The organism is Streptomyces sp. H27-D2 (assembly GCF_035828615.1).
Classification (GTDB): domain Bacteria; phylum Actinomycetota; class Actinomycetes; order Streptomycetales; family Streptomycetaceae; genus Streptomyces.
In genome coordinates, this window is the sequence record NZ_JAYMZR010000125.1 from 1 (window position 1) to 16,950 (window position 16,950).

A 16,950-nucleotide genomic window follows, 5' to 3' on the forward strand; every position below is an offset into this window, starting at 1 on the left:
GCCGCGCGGTGGTGCTCTGCGGCTGTGCGGCTGTGCGGCGCGGTTGTGCTGGGGGTGCGCCCGGAAAAGCTACGGGGTGCAGGCGGTGATGGCAGCGGCGTTGGCAGCGGCTTCCTTGGCGTTGGCGGCAGCTTCGGTGACGGCAGCTGCTTCGGCCGCCGCGGTTGCGGTGGCCAGGGCTGCGGGGCTGGTACCCGTGGCTGCTTCGGCGGCCTGCCTCGCGATGACCGCCTCCGCGGCTGCGCCCCTGGCGGCGATGGCCGCGGAAGTGCTTGCGGCGGCCTTCGCCTTGGCCGCGGCGCACTCGGGGGTTTCCTCGCCGTGGTGGCTCGGCGACGCGGAACTGGTCGCGGGTGCGAGGGTGCCGGCCTGTGCCGCGGCTGTACCGCCGACCATCAGGACACTGGCGGTGAGGGACACGGCGGCTATGTGGCGAATCTTCATGCGGGTACTCCTGTCATGGGACGGATGAAGCCCGCACGTCCAGCGCCTGAGCCGAACCACGGAATCCACGGCGGCGAGAACCGAACGGCTCACCCAAAGAAGAAAAGCATCAAAAGGCCGGTATGTCCTCTTGGGGGAAGCTGTTGCGGATTCACCAACACCCGACTCCCCTGCGTCGCCCGCAGGCTCAGCCCCCCGGCAGGCTCACCCCCCGGGCAGGCGCAGCCCCCGCAGGCTCAGACCCCCGCCGGTGTCCGGTCTCCGGGCGGCCTCTCGTCGTCCTGGACGAGGGCGCCGGACGGATCGGCGGCCACGATCGTCGTGTCCTTCGGAGCGACGTTCAGCTCGGTGATCATCTGCTTGCTGAAGCCGAAGAAGTACGTCGCGACGAACCCGGCGAAGTAGCCGACGAGCAGCCCCGCCGCGTAGATCGCGATCGTCGTGCCCATTCCGTCGCTGCCGTCCATCAGCGGGAACAGCGCCCAGCCGGACGGGCCGATGGCTGTGGAGCCGACCGAGTCGCCGAGTTGGTTGAACAGGCCGACGAACGCGCCGCCGAACGCGCCGCCGAAGCAGGCCGTGATGAACGGGCGGCCCAGGGGCAGCGAGACGCCGTAGATCAGCGGCTCGCCGACGCCCAGGAGGCCCGCCGGGAGCGCGGACCTGATGGTCTTGCGGATCGAGGTGTTGTGCGGCAGCCGCAGGTAGACCGCGATGGCCGCGCCGACCTGGCCCGCGCCGGCCATGGCCAGGATCGGCAGCAGGACGGTGAAGCCCTGTTGCTCGATCAGGGTGGTGTGGATGGGGATCAGCGCCTGGTGCAGGCCCAGCATCACCAGCGGCAGGAACAGCCCGCCGAGCACGAACCCGGCGACGCCGCCGCCGCCGGCCAGCAGCCAGTCGGCGAAGTCGCCGATCGCGGTGGATACCTCGCCGGCCAGGAACATCAGGCCGAAGAGCGTGACCAGGCCGGATACCAGCACCGTCAGGGTCGGGGTCACCAGGACGTCCAGCGCCTCCGGCACCCACCTGCGGCACCACTTCTCGACGTACACGGCGAGCAGCGCCGCGCCCAGCGCGCCGAGCACGCCGCCCTGGCCGGGGGAGAGCTTCTCGCCGAAGACCGTCACGTTGGCGACGCCCGCGTAGACGATGATCGCCGCGACGGCGCCGCCCAGAACGGGCGTACCGCCGAACTCCTTGGCCGTGTTGATGCCGACGAAGACGGAGATCAGCGACATGAAGCCGGACGCGATGGCGGCGAGGGCGGGCACCAGCGAGGTCGCCCAGCTCGCATGGCCGGTGTTCACCAGGTTGGTCAGCAGGCCGTTGATGCCGGCCACGATGCCGCAGCCGATCAGCGCCGGGATCAGCGGCACGAAGATATTGGCGATCCGGCGCAGGAAGAGCTTCACCGGGGTGGCGTTCTTCCGCTTGCGGGCGGCTTTGATGGCCGTGCCCTGGGCTGCCAACTCATCGGCGGTGAGGGCGACTCCGTCGGGGGAGTGCGGGCCGGGCGCGGGCGCGGATGCCGGGCCGGGCGCGAGCCCGGACGCCGGGGTGGGTGCGGCGGCCCGCTCCGCCTCGACCAGCTTCTCGAACTCGGGGGTCACCCGGGCGACCGTGCCCGGACCCAGCACGATCTGGTACGTGTCGTCGTCGATTACGCCCATCACGGCGGGCAGCGCTTTGAGCGCTTCTTCCTGGACGAGCGAACGGTCCCGGAGCCCGAGGCGCAGTCGCGTCATGCAGTTGACGATCGAGGTGACGTTCCGTGCGCCGCCGACGAGGGGGAGGATCTCCTCGGCGATTCTCTGGTTCTTGTTCTCAGCCATGTGCGATGCCTCAGCCATGTGCGGTGCGCTTTTCCTCGGCGGGGTGGGGCTTGCGGGGGTGCGGGGGTGCGGGGTTGCGGGGTGCGGCTCAGGCCTTTTGCGCGGCCTGGAGCGCGTCGCGCAGGTGGCCGTCGGAGTCGGCGAGCAGCGCGGCGGCGGTGCGGCCGTCGACGTCGCCGAGCAGGCTGAGGATGGCGTCCTTCACTTCGCCGTCCGTGGCGGTGAGGGCCGTCTCGATGTCCTCGTCCGACGCGCCGGTGGCCAGCGAGACGATGCGGCGCGAGCGGGCGCGCAGCTTCTCGTTCGAGGCCCGGACGTCCACCATCAGGTTTCCGTAGGTCTTGCCCAGCCGGATCATGGTGATGGTCGAGAGCATGTTGAGGACGAGCTTCTGCGCCGTACCGGCCTTGAGCCGGGTCGAGCCGGTCAGCAGCTCGGGGCCGACGACGATCTCGATGCCGTGCTCGGCCGCCGCCGCGAGGCTTGAACCGGCGTTGCAGGAGAGGCCGATGGTGAGCGCGCCGAGCGCACGCGCGTGCTCGACCGCGCCGATCGCGTACGGGGTGCGGCCCGAGGCGGAGACGCCGACCACGGTGTCGTCCGGGGTCAGGGCCAGCGCGTCCAGGTCCTCGGCGGCGAGCAGCTTGCTGTCCTCGGCGCCTTCCACAGCCTTGACCATCGCGGACGGGCCGCCCGCGATCAGGCCGACGACCTCGCTCGGGTCGGTGTTGAAGGTCGGCGGGCACTCGCTCGCGTCCAGTACGCCGAGCCGCCCGGCGGTGCCCGCGCCGGCGTAGACGAGCCGCCCGCCGCGCGCCATCCGCTCGGCGGTCGCGTCGATCGCGGCGGAGATCTGCGGGAGCCGCTCCGCGACGGCGGTGGGGACGGTGGCGTCCTCGCCGTTCATCAGCGTGGCCAGTTCGAGGGTGGGCAGCCGGTCGATCTCGGACAGCTCCGGGCGGAACGCCTCGGTGGTGAGGGTGTCCAGCTGCGCGCGCAGCTCGCCGTAGCGCGAGGCCGGGGCTGGGGCTGGGTCAGCGGCCGGGGCAGCGGCTGGGACAGCGGCTGGGACAGGGGTGTCGGCGGTGGAGGGCATGAGGAAGGCTCTTTCTGATGCGGGCCGGCGCGGATCGGCGCGTGCCGGCGTCCGGTGCGCCGGGTACGGCCGTCAGCGTTGCGAGCGGGGCGTGTGGCGATGGGCGAGGGCTTCGTACGAGGCCGAGAGGGCGGGGGCCGCCGTCTCGTACGTACGCTGTGCCACGCCTATGAACAGGCAGTCCACGACCAGCAGTTGGCTGGTGCGGCTGGACATCGCCGCAGGCCGCAGCTCGCTCTCGCGGGACGTGGAGGTGGTGAGTATGTGGTCGGCGCACTGGGCGATCTCGCCGTCCGGGCGGCCGGTGATGGCGATGGTCGTCGCCCCGTTGTCGAACGCGACCCGCAGCGGCTCGATGACGTCCACGGTCCGCCCGGAGTGCGTGATCGCGATGGCGACGTCCCCGGAGCGCAGCTGCACGGCGTTGGTCACGGCCAGGTGCGTGTCGGAGTGCGCGTGCGCTATCAGGCCGATGCGCAGCAGCTTCTGCGCGAGATCCTGGCCGACGAGGCTGGACGCGCCGATGCCGTACACATCGATGCGGCGCGCGCCGGCGAGGGCGGTGACCGCCGCTTCGAGCTGCGTGATGTCGAGACCGGCGGCGGTGTCGGCGAGGCACTGCGCCTCTTCGTGCGCCAGCTTCGCGACGACGTCGGAGATCGTGTCGTCGACCGCGATGTCGGCGGTGACGGCGGGAGCGCGCCCGGCCGCCTGCTGCGCGGCCAGCGCGGCGAGCGCGAGGCGCAGGTCGCGGTAGCCCTGGTAGCCGAGGAGGCGCGAGGTGCGGACGACGGTCGCCTCACTGGTGCCGGTGAGCGCGGCGAGTCCGGTGACGGTGAGCGCGGCGCACGCGGCGGGGTCACCCGCCACAGCTTCGGCGACACGCTGCATGGAGCGGGTCATCGACGGAGCCATGGTGCGGACCTTGGCGGCGAGGGCGGCGGGGGGCGGGGGTGTTTTGGGCGGGATGGGCTTGAGGTCGGGGGTGGCGGCGGCTGCGCCGTTGCCGTTGCTGCTGCCCCTGCCGGTATGCGCGCCCGTACCCGCCGTGAAAGTTTCCTTCAGTCTGCTGCTCACCTCTGAAAGATATTTTCAGAACGGGAGGGCGTCAAGGGTCCTTCAGTCCGGGATGCGTGTCGTCATCCGGTGCGTCATCGGTGCGGCTTCCGGTGCGGCGTCGGCGGGGCTTCTGGTGCGGCTTCCGGCTGGGCTTCCGGTGGGGTGGGGCGCGCGACAATGGGGCATATGGAGATCGAGCAGTCATTGCACACAGCGCGGGCGCTGGTCATAGCCGACCTGATGGCGGGCGACGTGGCCGAGGCCGATGTCGTCTCGCTGGTCGAGGACGCGGTCGTGCACCGCAGGTGGTGGGTCGAGCAGTGGCCCGACGGGAGCGAATTCCTGCCCGGACTGATCGCCCAGGACGTCCAGGACGCGCTGCTGGAGAAGTACGGCCGCTGGCCGCTGTGCCCCGTGTGCAAGGAGGAGGGCGACCCGCACGCGCTGGACGTGGAGCCGGAGCTCGGCCCGGACCCGCACTGGGTGTGCACGAAGGCGGCGGTCGCCGTCGCGAAGGTGGGCTCGCTGGGCGCGGCGGGTTCGCCTGGGACGGCGGGCTCGCTCGGGGCTGCGGGCTGATGGCGGTCTATATAGACCCGCCCACCTGGCCGGGCCACGGCCGGATGTGGTCGCACCTGGTCAGCGATGTGTCGTTCGAGGAACTGCACGCCTTCGCGGCGGGCATCGGCGCTCCGGAGCGAGCGTTCGAGCGGGACCACTACGACCTGCCGAGCACCCGCTACGCGGACGCGGTACGGGCCGGCGCCGTCGAGATCGGCGGTAAGGAACTGGTGCGGCGGCTGACGGCGGCGGGGCTGCGGCGGCCCAAGGGGCGGTGAGCGGGGGGCTTTTCGGCGTGGTCGGGCTGTTGACGCCAAGGCTGTTATCCCGGAGGGCTGGTGTGTGTCGGTCCGCTGCGTGGCGGCCCGCTACTCGAAGGTCCATTGGATGCAGAGGCCGGTGTGGTACCACTGCTGGCGCAGGGCCGATCCCTCACCGCTGCCGATCGACCGTTCATCGCTGGAGCTGTAGTCGTAGGTGCGCAGAACTACCCCCTGGTCCGTCGCCGGCACCGGGGCACCGGGGCACCGCGCAGTTCGCCCGTTTCGGCGATACGGACCCGAACGCACCCGAAGCCGACCCGGGTAGTGCTAATTCGCGCCGGTGAGTCGGACGCTGTCAGGCCTCGGTGGACAGCGCACAGCCTTCGGTGGACAACGCGGCCTCGCGCTGCGTCTGCCCCTGCCCCTGGGTCCGCCCCTGCGCCTGCCCCTGCGCCGGGACCGATGCCGACGCCGATCCGAATCCTGCGCCCACGCCCACGCCCACGCCCACGCCCGCCTTCGCGACCACCAGGGACGGTGTCCCCCGCCGGTGGAAGCGCAGCGAGACCGCGATGGCGACGATGGCGACGGCTGTCATTCCCGCGCCCGCCCAGGCCGGCGCGGTGAAGCCGAAGCCGCCGTCGATGACCGTGCCGCCCAGCCACGGGCCGCTCGTGTTGCCGAGGTTGAACGCGGCGGTGGTGGTCGCGCCGGCCAGGGTGGGGGCCGCGCCCGCGACGTTGAACAGCCGGGCGTTGAGCGCGGGCGCGGTGAAGAACGCCGAGAGCCCGAGCAGGAAGGACAGCACCACGACGGCGACCGGGTTGTGCGCGGTCAGGGCCAGCAGGACCAGGAAGACGGTCGACGCGCTCGCGCCGCTGAGCAGCACACCGAACAGGTGCGCGTCCGCGACCCGGCCGCCGACCGCCGTCCCGATCAGCGCGCCGAGGCCGAACAGCCCGAGCACGCCGGGAACCCAGCCGTCGGGCAGCCCCGCGACGTCGGTCAGCAGCGGCGCCAGGTAGCTGAACACGCAGAAGACGCCGCCTGCGGCGAGCGCGGTGATCACGATGGACAGCCACACCTGCCGGTCCCGGTAGATCGCCAGCTCGCGCCGGAGCCTCGGGCGGGTGTCGGGGAGCGGGATGCGCGGGATCAGGGTGACGACGCCCACGAGCGCCACGGCGGACATCACGGCCACCGCCCAGAACGCCGACCGCCAGCCCAGGCTCTCGCCGAGGAAGGCCCCCGCCGGAACGCCCAGCACGTTGGCGATGCTGAGCCCGCCGATCATGACGGCCATCGCGCGGGCCCGCGAGGTGACCGGCACCATCGCGATGGCCACCGACGCGCCGACCGCCCAGAAGCCGGCGCACGCGAGCGCGCTGACGACGCGGGAAGTGAAGAGCAGCGCGTAATTCGGCGCGAGCGCCCCCGCGATCTGGCCGAGGCCGAACACCGAGATCAGCGCGATCAGGGTGGTACGCCGGGGGAGCCGCAGCGTCGCCACGGCGAGCAGCGGCGCGCCCACGACCATGCCGATCGCGAAGGCGGATATCAGCAGGCCCGCTTGCGGGATCGTGACGCCCATGTCGTCCGCGATCGGCGGCAGCAGCCCGGAGAGCATGAACTCCGAGGTTCCGAGGGCGAAAACGGACAGTCCGAGGATGTAGACGGCTACGGGCATACGGGTTCCACTGGCGTTCGGCACTTAGGCGGCAGCGTTGGGGGCGCGGCCGTCTATTCCCGGAGGCGGACCCACGTCTCTTCGGGCACTCGGGGCTGCCCCGTACCGTTCGGGCCTTGCGCGGGCACCAGCACCGCCTGTGCCGTCACGTAGCCGTAGCCGTGCCTGCCCCCCGGCCCCGTACCCAGCCCCGTCAGACGCTGAGCAGCGCCAGTTCCGTGCTGAGGTTGCGCCGGGCGGTGGGCTCCCAGTGCTCGGCGCCGTACGGGGTGCGGAAGAGGCGGGGCAGGGCGAGCAACTGGCGCAGGACCGTCGCGCGGCCGGCCCGGAAGGCGTCGTCCGGGACGAAGCCGTACTCCTCGCGGACGGCCGCCGCGTACTCCGCGTACGCCTCGGGCGCCCCCGCCAGGATCGCCAGGTCCGCGTCGCAGAGGGTCTCGCCGTTGGCGTCGCCGGCCGCCGGATCGTGGGTGACGGTCAGCCGTACGAGCCGGACGACCTCGTCGGTACGGGCCTGGGCGACGCCGGCCTCGGTGAGGGCGCGCTCGGCGAGCTGGGCGCTGCGCTGCTCGTTCTCGCTGCGGTCGGGCCGGTACACGGCGTCGTGGAACCAGGCGGCGAGGCGGACGGCGTGCGGGTCGGTCGGGTGCCCGGCCAACTCGTCGATCCGGTCGAGGACCGCGAGCAGGTGATCGGTGGTGTGGTACTTGCGCTGCGGCTCCGCCCAGCGGGCGAGCAGGTTCTCGCCATACGGGACGGGGTCGGGGCTGGAGGTTTCCCCCGCATCCGGGTCCGTGGCCGTGGCGGTTTCCCCCGCATCCGCATCCGCGTCCGTGGCCGCTTCCGCACCCGCACCCGCGTCCGTGGCCGCTTCCCCCGCACCCGCGTCCGTGGCGGCTTCGCGCGCGGCGGTGAGCAGGGCGGTCCAGCGGCCCAGCAGCAGGTTGTGCTGCGCGGTGGCCGGCCCGGACGGGGGGCTGGGCGCGGGGCCGGGCTGAGGGCTGGGCCGATGGCCGGGCTGGGGGCCGGACGGGGGATTGGACAGGGCTGCCATAAGCCAATTGTGCGGTACAGCTTTCGGCGCGGGGCCGGGATGTGGCAGGCTGTTCTACATGTCTAGACCAATTCTCGAGGTGATCGCCCTCGATGCCGCAGACGCGGTCTCAGCTCAGGCCGGCGGGGCGGACCGGCTCGAACTGGTCGCCGACATGGCGGCCGACGGCCTCACCCCGCCGCGCGAGACCTTCGCCGCGATCCGCGCCGCCGTCGACATCCGGCTGCGCGTGATGCTGCGCGCCTCCGACGGCTTCGCGGTCGGCGGCGCGGCGGAGCTCGACGCGCTCTGCCGGTCGGCGGCCGAGCTGCGGGCCGAGGGCGCGGACGAATTCGTGCTGGGCTTCCTCGACGCCGAGGGGCGTGCGGACCTGACGGCCGTGACCGCGCTGGCCGAGGCCCTCGACGGCTGCCGGTGGACCTTCCACCGCGCCATCGACCGGGCCGCCGACCGCGACGACCTGCGCAAGGAGCTGTCCGACTTCCCGGGCCTCGACAGCTACCTCACGGCGGGCGCCGCGACCGGCGTCGACGACGGCCTCCCGACGCTGCTGGCCGAGGCGGCCCGTACGGAGCGGAGCGAGCCCGGCTACGACCCGCAGTTGCTGGTGGGCGGCGGCCTGCACCTGCGGCACCTGCCCGCGCTGCGCGCGGCGGGCGTCACGGCCTTCCACATCGGCGGCGCGGCCCGCCCCGGCGGCTGGTCCGCCCCGGTGGGGGCCGAGGCGGTCAGGGAGTGGCGCGAGACGCTGGACGCGGTGGCGCGGGCGGTGTGAGGACGGGACGCGGTGGCGCGGGCGGTGTGAGGACGGGACGCGGTGGCGCGGGCGGTGTGAGGACGGGACGCGGTGGCGCGGGCGGTGTGAGGACGGGACGCGGTGGCGCGGGCGGTGTGAAGAGGTGCCCGGCCTCGCGCCTCACGCCTCGCGCCTCACGTCTCAGCCTGCCGGCCACCCCGCCGGCTACCCGTCGGCTCCCCCTCCAGTTCCGTCGGCAGCGGTGCCGAGTGGAGGATCGCCAGGCCCGACACGGCTCGGGTGAGCGCCACGTACAGCCGGCGCAGCCCGGTACGGAGGTCGGGCTCGCCGGCCACCACTCCGGCGGGCTCGTCCAGGACCACGTAGTCGTATTCGAGGCCCTTGGCGAGGGTGGCCGGTACGAGGGTGAGCCGGGCCTCGGCGGAGGTCTCCTCGCCGGGGGAGAGGTACGGCAGTCCCGCCGCCGTGAGCGCCGCGGCGAGGGCGGGGATGCGGGCGTCGGCCGCGATCAGGCCGACCGAGCCCTCGTTCGACAGCGCGGCCAGGCACGCGGCCGACACGGCCGAGTCGAGCGCTTCGGGCCGGACCTCCCGTACCCCCATCGAGCCGGGCGAGTCGCGGACCGAGGTGGCCTCCGCCAGGCCGGGGGCGATGGCGGGCAGCAGCCGCGACGCGTAGGCGATGACCTCGCGCGGGACGCGGAAGCCGCGGGTCAGCTCCTCGATCCGGCCGTCCGGCTTGCCGAGGTGGGTCAGCGCTTCGGCCCAACTGGCCGTCGCCCAGGGCGTGGTGCCCTGCGCCAGGTCACCGAGGATCGTCGCCGAGCCGGTGGTGCAGCGGCGGCCCACCGCCCGGTACTGCATGGGGGACAGGTCCTGCGCCTCGTCCAGGACCACATGGCCGAGCGAGTGCGTGCGCTCGACGAGGTCCGTCGCCTCATCGATGAGGACCGTGTCCGCCGACGACCAACGGGCGGCCTTCACGCTGCGGGCGGGCTTGGCCCACAGGACGGCCCGCTGCTCGTCCGGGGTGAGCAGCCCCTCCGCGTGAGCCGCCAGGAACTCGGGGTCGGCGAGCAGCCGCAGCACCAGCTTGGCCGGATCCACCAGCGGCCAGGCCGCCTTGACCGCCGCCTTCACCGCCGGAGTGCGGGCCACCGCGTCCTGCACCCGGTCGTCCGGAGCCTCGCCGGCCTCCTCCATCCGTACCAGCACGGAGTGCGCGATCCGCTGCGGCAGGGCGCCGCGCGCGGCCCCGTAACGGATGCCGCGCTCCAGCAACTGGCTGACCAGCTCGCCGACTTCGTACGCCGGCACCCGCCAGCGGCGCGACCCGCGCACCACGACGACCGGCTCGGTCGGCATCGTCACCCCGGACCTGACCGCGCGCCGCAGCACCTCGGCCATCCGCGCGTCACCCTTGACCCGGGCCGACTCGGCGCTGTCCGTGCCGGACACGGCGACGGGCGAGACCAGGTCGTCGACGGTCGCCTGCTTGACGTCCAACTCGCCCAGTGCGGGAAGCACTTGCTCGATGTAGTGCAGGAAGGACCGGTTCGGCCCGATGACCAGGGTGCCGGTGCGGGCCAGCCGGTCGCGGTGCGCGTAGAGCAGATACGCGACTCGGTGCAGCCCTACCGCCGTCTTTCCGGTGCCCGGCCCGCCCTGCACGCAGACCGTGCCGCCGACGCCGGCTCGTACGATCTCGTCCTGCTCCGGCTGGATCGTCGCGACGATGTCGCGCATCGGGCCTACGCGGGGGCGCTCGATCTCGTTCTGGAGCAGCCTGCTGGTCGTGCCGGGGGCGTCGGTGATGCGGGAGCCGGCGCCCCCATCCGCCTCGTCCGGCGCGCCCGCCTCGTGCGGCCCGTCGGCGAGGTACTCGTCCTCGTACGCCGTCAGCTCGCCGCCCGTGAAGCCGAAGCGGCGGCGCAGCCCGACGTCCATCGGGTCCTTCTTCGACGCCCGGTAGAACGGCTGCGAGACCGGCGCGCGCCAGTCGACGACCATCGGGTCGCCGTCCGTGTCGTGCACATGGCGGCGGCCGATGTAGAAGTCCTCGCCCGCCGCCCCTTCCGCCTGGTCCGCGCCCGGCGCGTGCAGATAGCCGAGGCGGCCGAAGAAGAGCGGGGTGTGCGCGAGGTCGGCGAGCGCCTTGATCCGGGCGTCGATCTCGCCCTGGAGGACTTCGGCGTTCACCCAGTTCGCGGTGACGTCCCTGATGTTGAGGGCCTGGGCGTCGGCGCGCATGGCGCGCAGCGCGGCGCGCGAAGCGGTGAGATGGGCGCGCTCGCGTTCGAGGGGGTTCGGCGTTTCGAGGGGCTTCGCCGTTTCGGGAGGGTTCGCCGCTTCGGAAGGGCTTGCCGCCTGAGCGGCTACATCGGCTACGGCTACATCGACTACGGAGTCGGGCGACGGGTGGGCATGCGCGGGCACGGCTTTGCCTCCGGCTGGTGCGGGTACGTCCATACGCGGCTACGCGGAGCGTCTGGGCGTATGAGCGGGAACTGAGAGCGGGTGGCCGACCGGTTTCCGTCCGGTCGGAGGCGCTCCCCCGGCTGCCAGCTACGGCTGGTACCACGGTTCGGGAGGCGGCAGGACGGGCGAGTGTACGCTGCACCGGTCCGGGGAGCGAATGGTTTTCGGGGCGGGGCACGGGCCTCCCGCTGGTCTCACCCCGGCCCGCCGGCCCAGCTCGGCCCAGCTCCGCCCCCGTACCGGATGAGCTTCCGGCTGAGTACGGGATGAGTACGACCGCGCTCGCCGACGGTGTCCGCGACCGGTTGACTGACCAGCATGAGCACCAGCCGACCGACCTGGGCCGAGATGCGGACCGAATTCTGGGACGCCCGAGCCGCCCGAGCCGCCCGAGCCGCCGAAGCCGCCGAAGCTGCCCGAGCCGCCCCGACCGTCCGCGAAAACGACGGGGCCCGCCGACTGTGGGCCGGATTGGCGCTGCTCCTGCTCGTACCGACCTTGATTGTGGCGCTCATCTGCAGCTTGCTGTTCATGCCGGAGGCCGGCGAATGCCTCATGCAGGGCGAGGGCTGTACGCCGGTGCCCACCTGGATGATCGCCACGACCCTCGTCGTGAGCGTCGCCTCGGGCCTGACGGTCCTGCTGCTGCCGCGCGGCAGCAGCAGGACCGTCAGGCCGCCCGGCCTTCGGCTGTGGCTGCTGCGCACCCAGCTGTGGGCGGGCGGGGCGGCCGCCGCGCTGGTCTTCATCCACGGCTTCGCCCCGTTCTAGCCACACCGCAGCCGACCGGCCGACATCCGCGCAGGCGTGCGGTGCCGAGCTTGGGCAGTCCCGCAGCCGTGCGGTGCTGCCGACCTTGGGGCGTCCCGCAGCCGTGCGGCGCCGACCCTGGCAGCCCCGCCCCCGTACAGCTCCGCCCCGTACAGCCCCGCCCTCGCGTCCTTCACCCGAAGTGACTACGCGCCGCGCCTACTCCGGCGGCGGCGGCCCCTCCGTCAGCCCCTCGGGGTCGGCCAGCAGCTCGTCCGCGTCCACGATCCGGTACGCGTAACCCTGCTCGGCCAGGAAGCGCTGCCGGTGGGCGGCGAAGTCCTGGTCGATGGTGTCGCGGGCGACGACCGAGTAGAAGCGCGCCTCGTGCCCGTCCGCCTTCGGGCGCAGCACCCGGCCGAGGCGCTGTGCCTCCTCCTGGCGGGAGCCGAACGTGCCCGAGACCTGGATGGCGACCGTCGCCTCGGGCAGGTCGATCGAGAAGTTGGCGACCTTCGAGACGACGAGCACGGACAGCTCGCCCTCCCGGAAGGCGTTGAAGAGCTTCTCGCGCTGCGCGTTGCTCGTCTCGCCCTTGATGACCGGCGCGCCCAGGTGCTCGCCCAGTTCGTCGAGCTGGTCGATGTACTGGCCGATGACCAGCGTCTGTTCGCCCTGGTGTTTACGGACCAGCGCCTCGGTGACCCGCTGCTTCGACGCCGTCGTGGCGCAGTAGCGGTACTTCTCCTCGGCCTCGGCCGTCGCGTAGGTGAGCCGTTCCGCGTCGGTCAGGTTCACCCGGACCTCGACGCAGTCGGCGGGCGCGATGTAGCCCTGCGCCTCGATCTCCTTCCACGGAGCGTCGAAGCGCTTCGGGCCGATCAGCGAGAACACGTCCGACTCGCGGCCGTCCTCGCGCACCAGCGTCGCGGTCAGCCCGAGCCGACGGCGCGCCTGGAGGTTCGCGGTGAACTTGAAGACCGGCGCGGGCAGCAGGTGCACCTCGTCGTAGAGGATCAGGCCCCAGTCGCGGGAGTCGAACAGCTCCAGGTGCTGGTAGACGCCCTTCCGCTTGGTGGTCAGGACCTGGTACGTCGCGATGGTCACCGGGCGGATCTCCTTGCGGGTACCGCTGTACTCGCCGATCTCCTCCTCGGTCAGCGACGTCCGCTTCACCAGCTCGTGCTTCCACTGCCGGGCCGAGACGGTGTTGGTGACCAGGATCAGCGTCGTCGCCTTGGCGGTCGCCATCGCGCCCGCGCCCACCAGCGTCTTGCCCGCGCCGCAGGGCAGCACGACGACGCCCGAGCCGCCGTGCCAGAAGCCCTCGATCGCCTGCTTCTGGTACGGGCGCAGCGCCCAGCCGTCCTCCTTGAGCTCGATCGCGTGCGCCTCGCCGTCCACGTACCCGGCGAGGTCCTCGGCCGGCCAGCCGAGTTTGAGCAGCGTCTGCTTGATCTGGCCGCGCTCGGAGGGGTGCACCACCACGGTGTCCGGGTCGAGCCGGGCGCCGACCAGCGGCTGCACCTTCCTCGACCGGAGGATCTCCTCCAGCACCGGGCGGTCGCTGCTGGTGAGGATCAGCCCGTGCACGGGGTGCTTGCTCAGGGTGAGCCGCCCGTACCGGGCCATCGTCTCGGCGATGTCGACCAGCAGGGCGTGCGGCACCGGGTAGCGGGAGTACGCCACCAGCGCGTCGACGACCTGCTCGGCGTCGTGCCCGGCCGCGCGGGCGTTCCACAGACCGAGCGGCGTCAGCCGGTAGGTGTGGATGTGTTCGGGAGCGCGCTCCAGCTCCGCGAACGGTGCGATGGCGCGGCGGCACTCTCCCGATAGTTCGTGGTCCACCTCCAGGAGCAGTGTCTTGTCGCTCTGGACGATGAGAGGTCCGTTCACGCGGCTCGGCCCTTTCCACTGGTGTTCGGCCTGTACGGCTCGTGTTCCGGCCGGCACGGCCAAACCACCAGTGTCGCTCACCGGCGTGCATGGTGCGGTGATAGTCAGCTCACAGGTGGTCTTCCGGTCTTCACGGGTGGCCTCCGGCCCGGACTCGCAGCCGGATTCCGGCCCGGACTCGCACTCGGTCGCCGGGCCGGACCCTCACTCGTCCGCGAGTTCCGCCACGCCCGTCACCCGGTGCAGCGGATACGTCCGCACCTCGTCCGCCGTGTGGTCGTACGCCGTCACGAAGCCGCCCTCCACCCGTACCGGGGCGATCACCCGCTGGCTGGCCGCGCCGTCCGCGTTGACGTAGCCCATCCACACCACCGAGCCGGTCAGCGCGGCGGCCTGCATGGTGGCGAGGGTCTCGGCTGAGGTCGTGCGGGGCAGCCGGTCGCCCGTGGGGGTGGGGACGGCCGCGCTGCGGCCGGAGCCCGTGCCGCCGTCGATGCCGGCGCCCGCGCCGGAACCCGTCGGCGCGCCCGCCGGTTTGTGGGTCGCCGTCGCGGCCAGGTCGCCCGCCCTGATGGCCCGCACCGCCGCCGTCAGCAGGGTGTCGTCGGGCTGCGGCGGGCCGTCGGGGACGGGGGAGGGTGCGGTACGGGGCGGGGTGCGGTGTGCGTCGGGGCGGGTGATCAGCACGTCCCCTTCGGCGGACTCGGCGGCCGGCGCGTAGCCCATCGCCCGCAGACCGTCGAGCAGCGTCTCCGGGGCGGCCTGCGCCGCCAGCACCGTCGGCGCGAGCCGGCGCAGCCCGAAGCCGGCCGAGCGGCGGTCCACCAGCAGCTCGCTGAGCAGCGCGTCGTCGTCGCAGCGCAGGTACGCGGAGGCGGCGCCGATCCGCAGCCGGCCGTGCTTGCGGGCCACATCGTCGATCAGGTACGCGAGCGGCTGCGGCACCGGCGTACGGGAGTGCTCGGTCAGGAACGCCTGGAGGTCGGTCGCCGTCCGCCCGACGTCCAGCGCGCGCCGCACCGACTGCGGCGTGAACCGGTAGACCGTCGCGCCGCCCTTCGACTCGACGTCCGCCAGCACCCCGAGCATCTCCGCGAGCGGTCGCTCCAACGGGCCCGGCGCGACGGCCGTCAGGTCGGCTTGCAGCAGCACGTGGTTGAGCGGCTTGGGCAGCAGCGGTACGAGGATTTCGGCGGCGTGGGCGGCTGCCGCCGCGATGTCCACTCCGGTGTGGAAGCCGGTCCGGGCGCGGGGGGTGGGGGCGGTGGGGGCTGTGGGAGTGGTGCGGGTGGTGCGGGTGCGGGGCGCGGCACTGGGCTGCTCGTCGGTGTGCGAGCTGGTGTGTGGGCTGTTGTGCGAGCCGCCCTGATCGTTCGGGCCCAGCAGCGCCCGGCCCTGCGAGGACAGCGCGCCCCGGCCCGTCACGCCCAGCATCTCGGTCTCGGCGAGCGTCCAGCGGGCCAGTCTGGTCCGCAGATCGTCCGGGCCCTGAGCTGCGGCGGTGGCGGCCGTAGCCGCTCCCGCGCCCGCCGTCGGGCCGGCCGGGGAGCCGCCGCGCGGCGGGCGCTCCCAGCGCAGCCGCGCCAGCACCGCGTCCGTGGGCACGGACGCGCCCGGCGTCATCCCCGCGAGCAGCTCCAGCGTCCGCCGCCGCACCTCGGGCGCCGGCGAGCGGTCCAGGTCCGGGCCGAGCACGGCCAACGTACGGCCCTTGCCGTCACGCGTACCGACCAGACCGGCGGTACGGGTCGCCACCAGCCACGCCGTGACGAGCTGCGCCCAGCGCTGCTCGGCGGGCAGCCGCGCCCACTCGTCGTAGCCGGGCGTCGGCGCGTAACGCTCCTCGGTCGCGCCGTCCGAGGCCAGCAGTCCGGCCGCGTACGCCAGCTCGATCCAGAAGGCGGCCACCGACTCGGACACGTCCAGCGCCGCACCGGTCCGCTTGAGGTCGCGCACGCTCATGCCGCCCGCGCGCAGCACGGCGGGACCGCCGTTGTCCCACTCCTTCAGCAGCTCGTCGACCGCCGCCAGCGCGGTGAACGCCTGGCCGGCGGCGGCCTCGTCCACCAGCTGCTGACCCCGCTCGGTGACCGGTTCCAGCGCCGGCGCCAGCGGCTCGATCGCGCGGTGCGCCCGCCCGCCGCGCAGGTGCAGGGCCGCCTCGCGCGGCAGTACGACGTTGCCGGACGCGGCCGGCAGCAGCAGGCCGCGGGCCAGCAGCCACTGCACGGGCGGGGCGGGCGCCGGCGGCACCGTGCCGTACGGCGGCCCCCACACCAGCTTCCCGAGCACGGCCGTCGACTCCGGCGGCGCACCGGCCAGCAGCGCCGCCATCCGCTCGCGGTCCCCGAAGAGGGTGGTGAGCGAGGTCACAGCCGTCACGGGGTCGTGGGTGGGCGGCAGCCCGGCGGACGTCAGGATCTCCTGGAGCCGCCCCGGCGACATCCCGGTCGTCGCCTCCGCGGTCGTCGGGCCCAGGCCGGTGGGGGAGAGGTTCGTGGCCGTCGGCGCCAGCAGCTCGCGGGCCGTGCGGACGAGGCGCAGCCGCTCGTCGGTGCCCCAGATGAGGGCCTGCGTGCGCAGCACCGCTATGGCGCGCGGCAGCTCCGCGGCGACCCGTTCGTCGGGCTCGTCGCCGCTCAGCAGCGCTCGCAGGGTGCCGTACGGGCAGGGCTCGGGCGCTACGGCCAGGGCCTCGGCGGTCTGGAGTACGAAGCGGTCGAGGCGTTCGAGCGCCCGGACGACGGAGGCACGGGTTCCGGCGCGGGTGGCGAGCTGGGTGAGGTCGCCGGGCACCGGCGAGAGCAGCTCGGGCCGGGCGTGCAGGAGCGCGGCGAGGCTGTCGTCGGGACGGGTGCGCAGCTCTTCGGCGAGCGTGCGCGGGGCTGTGGCGGTGCGGTCGCCTGGGCCGGTCTTCGCGGGCACGCGCGCCTCCCGATTCCGCTCGGTGGTCATCCGCCCCACGGTAGCCGGTGTGGGGGGTGGTGGGGTGCGGGTGTGCCTCGCGGCGGTGGCGGTGGGGTGGCGGTGCGGCGTTGTGGTGACGGGGGCGGGGCCTGCGGGGCGGTAGG

14 protein-coding genes are annotated in these 16,950 nt (G+C 73.4%); 4 read left to right on the top strand and 10 right to left on the bottom strand.

Translation table 11 applies throughout. The features are described from left to right. Positions 1 to 69: 69 nt before the first annotated feature. The 4 genes from QMK28_RS30590 to QMK28_RS30605 form a co-directional block, all read right to left on the bottom strand. Positions 70 to 444 (bottom strand): hypothetical protein, encoded by a 375-nt coding sequence (locus QMK28_RS30590; RefSeq protein ID WP_326442948.1) that lies wholly within the window; start codon positions 442 to 444, stop codon positions 70 to 72. A gap of 236 nt (positions 445 to 680) precedes the next feature. Beyond that, the gene (locus QMK28_RS30595; protein ID WP_326442949.1) at positions 681 to 2,279 is read right to left on the bottom strand and encodes a PTS transporter subunit EIIC; all 1,599 of its coding nucleotides are present in this window, start codon (positions 2,277 to 2,279) and stop codon (positions 681 to 683) included. Positions 2,280 to 2,367: 88 nt separating this feature from the next. Further along, the gene (gene murQ, locus QMK28_RS30600; protein WP_326442950.1) at positions 2,368 to 3,375 is read right to left on the bottom strand and encodes an N-acetylmuramic acid 6-phosphate etherase; all 1,008 of its coding nucleotides are present in this window, start codon (positions 3,373 to 3,375) and stop codon (positions 2,368 to 2,370) included. Positions 3,376 to 3,447: 72 nt separating this feature from the next. Next, positions 3,448 to 4,344, bottom strand: coding sequence for a MurR/RpiR family transcriptional regulator (locus tag QMK28_RS30605; protein WP_326442960.1), 897 nt, complete (start codon positions 4,342 to 4,344; stop codon positions 3,448 to 3,450). 276 nt (positions 4,345 to 4,620) lie between these two features. On the opposite strand from QMK28_RS30605, the gene QMK28_RS30610 reads away from it, so the two are divergent. Continuing rightward, on the top strand, positions 4,621 to 5,013 hold the full coding sequence (locus QMK28_RS30610; RefSeq protein ID WP_326442951.1) for a hypothetical protein: 393 nt from the start codon (positions 4,621 to 4,623) through the stop codon (positions 5,011 to 5,013). After that, complete coding sequence (locus QMK28_RS30615; protein ID WP_326442952.1) at positions 5,013 to 5,273, top strand: DUF4031 domain-containing protein; 261 nt, start codon at positions 5,013 to 5,015, stop codon at positions 5,271 to 5,273. The genes QMK28_RS30610 and QMK28_RS30615 overlap by 1 nt, the downstream gene beginning before the upstream one ends. Positions 5,274 to 5,363: 90 nt before the next feature. On the opposite strand, the gene QMK28_RS30620 is transcribed toward QMK28_RS30615, so the two are convergent. The 3 genes from QMK28_RS30620 to QMK28_RS30630 form a co-directional block, all read right to left on the bottom strand. Continuing rightward, positions 5,364 to 5,507 (bottom strand): hypothetical protein, encoded by a 144-nt coding sequence (locus QMK28_RS30620; RefSeq protein WP_326442953.1) that lies wholly within the window; start codon positions 5,505 to 5,507, stop codon positions 5,364 to 5,366. Between the two features lie 106 nt (positions 5,508 to 5,613). Then, the gene (locus QMK28_RS30625; protein ID WP_326442954.1) at positions 5,614 to 6,945 is read right to left on the bottom strand and encodes a Cmx/CmrA family chloramphenicol efflux MFS transporter; all 1,332 of its coding nucleotides are present in this window, start codon (positions 6,943 to 6,945) and stop codon (positions 5,614 to 5,616) included. 193 nt (positions 6,946 to 7,138) lie between these two features. Continuing rightward, positions 7,139 to 7,888: an HD domain-containing protein gene (locus tag QMK28_RS30630; protein ID WP_443050880.1), complete on the bottom strand. Its 750-nt coding sequence runs from the start codon at positions 7,886 to 7,888 to the stop codon at positions 7,139 to 7,141. Between the two features lie 169 nt (positions 7,889 to 8,057). On the opposite strand from QMK28_RS30630, the gene QMK28_RS30635 reads away from it, so the two are divergent. Next, the gene (locus QMK28_RS30635) at positions 8,058 to 8,774 is read left to right on the top strand and encodes a copper homeostasis protein CutC (RefSeq protein WP_326442955.1); all 717 of its coding nucleotides are present in this window, start codon (positions 8,058 to 8,060) and stop codon (positions 8,772 to 8,774) included. Between the two features lie 155 nt (positions 8,775 to 8,929). On the opposite strand, the gene QMK28_RS30640 is transcribed toward QMK28_RS30635, so the two are convergent. Continuing rightward, positions 8,930 to 11,191, bottom strand: coding sequence for a HelD family protein (locus tag QMK28_RS30640; protein WP_326442956.1), 2,262 nt, complete (start codon positions 11,189 to 11,191; stop codon positions 8,930 to 8,932). Positions 11,192 to 11,551: 360 nt separating this feature from the next. Between QMK28_RS30640 and QMK28_RS30645 the strand changes: the two genes are divergently transcribed. Next, a complete protein-coding gene (locus QMK28_RS30645) occupies positions 11,552 to 12,004 on the top strand; it encodes a hypothetical protein (RefSeq protein ID WP_326442957.1) in 453 nt (150 codons plus the stop codon). Between the two features lie 198 nt (positions 12,005 to 12,202). Here QMK28_RS30645 and QMK28_RS30650 read toward each other — a convergent pair whose 3' ends face one another. Together QMK28_RS30650 and QMK28_RS30655 are read right to left on the bottom strand one after the other, a co-directional pair. After that, on the bottom strand, positions 12,203 to 13,879 hold the full coding sequence (locus QMK28_RS30650) for a DNA repair helicase XPB (protein ID WP_326442958.1): 1,677 nt from the start codon (positions 13,877 to 13,879) through the stop codon (positions 12,203 to 12,205). A gap of 204 nt (positions 13,880 to 14,083) precedes the next feature. Beyond that, positions 14,084 to 16,834, bottom strand: a complete 2,751-nt coding sequence (locus QMK28_RS30655) for a helicase-associated domain-containing protein (RefSeq protein WP_326442959.1) — start codon at positions 16,832 to 16,834, stop codon at positions 14,084 to 14,086. Between the last annotated feature and the right edge of the window lie 116 nt (positions 16,835 to 16,950).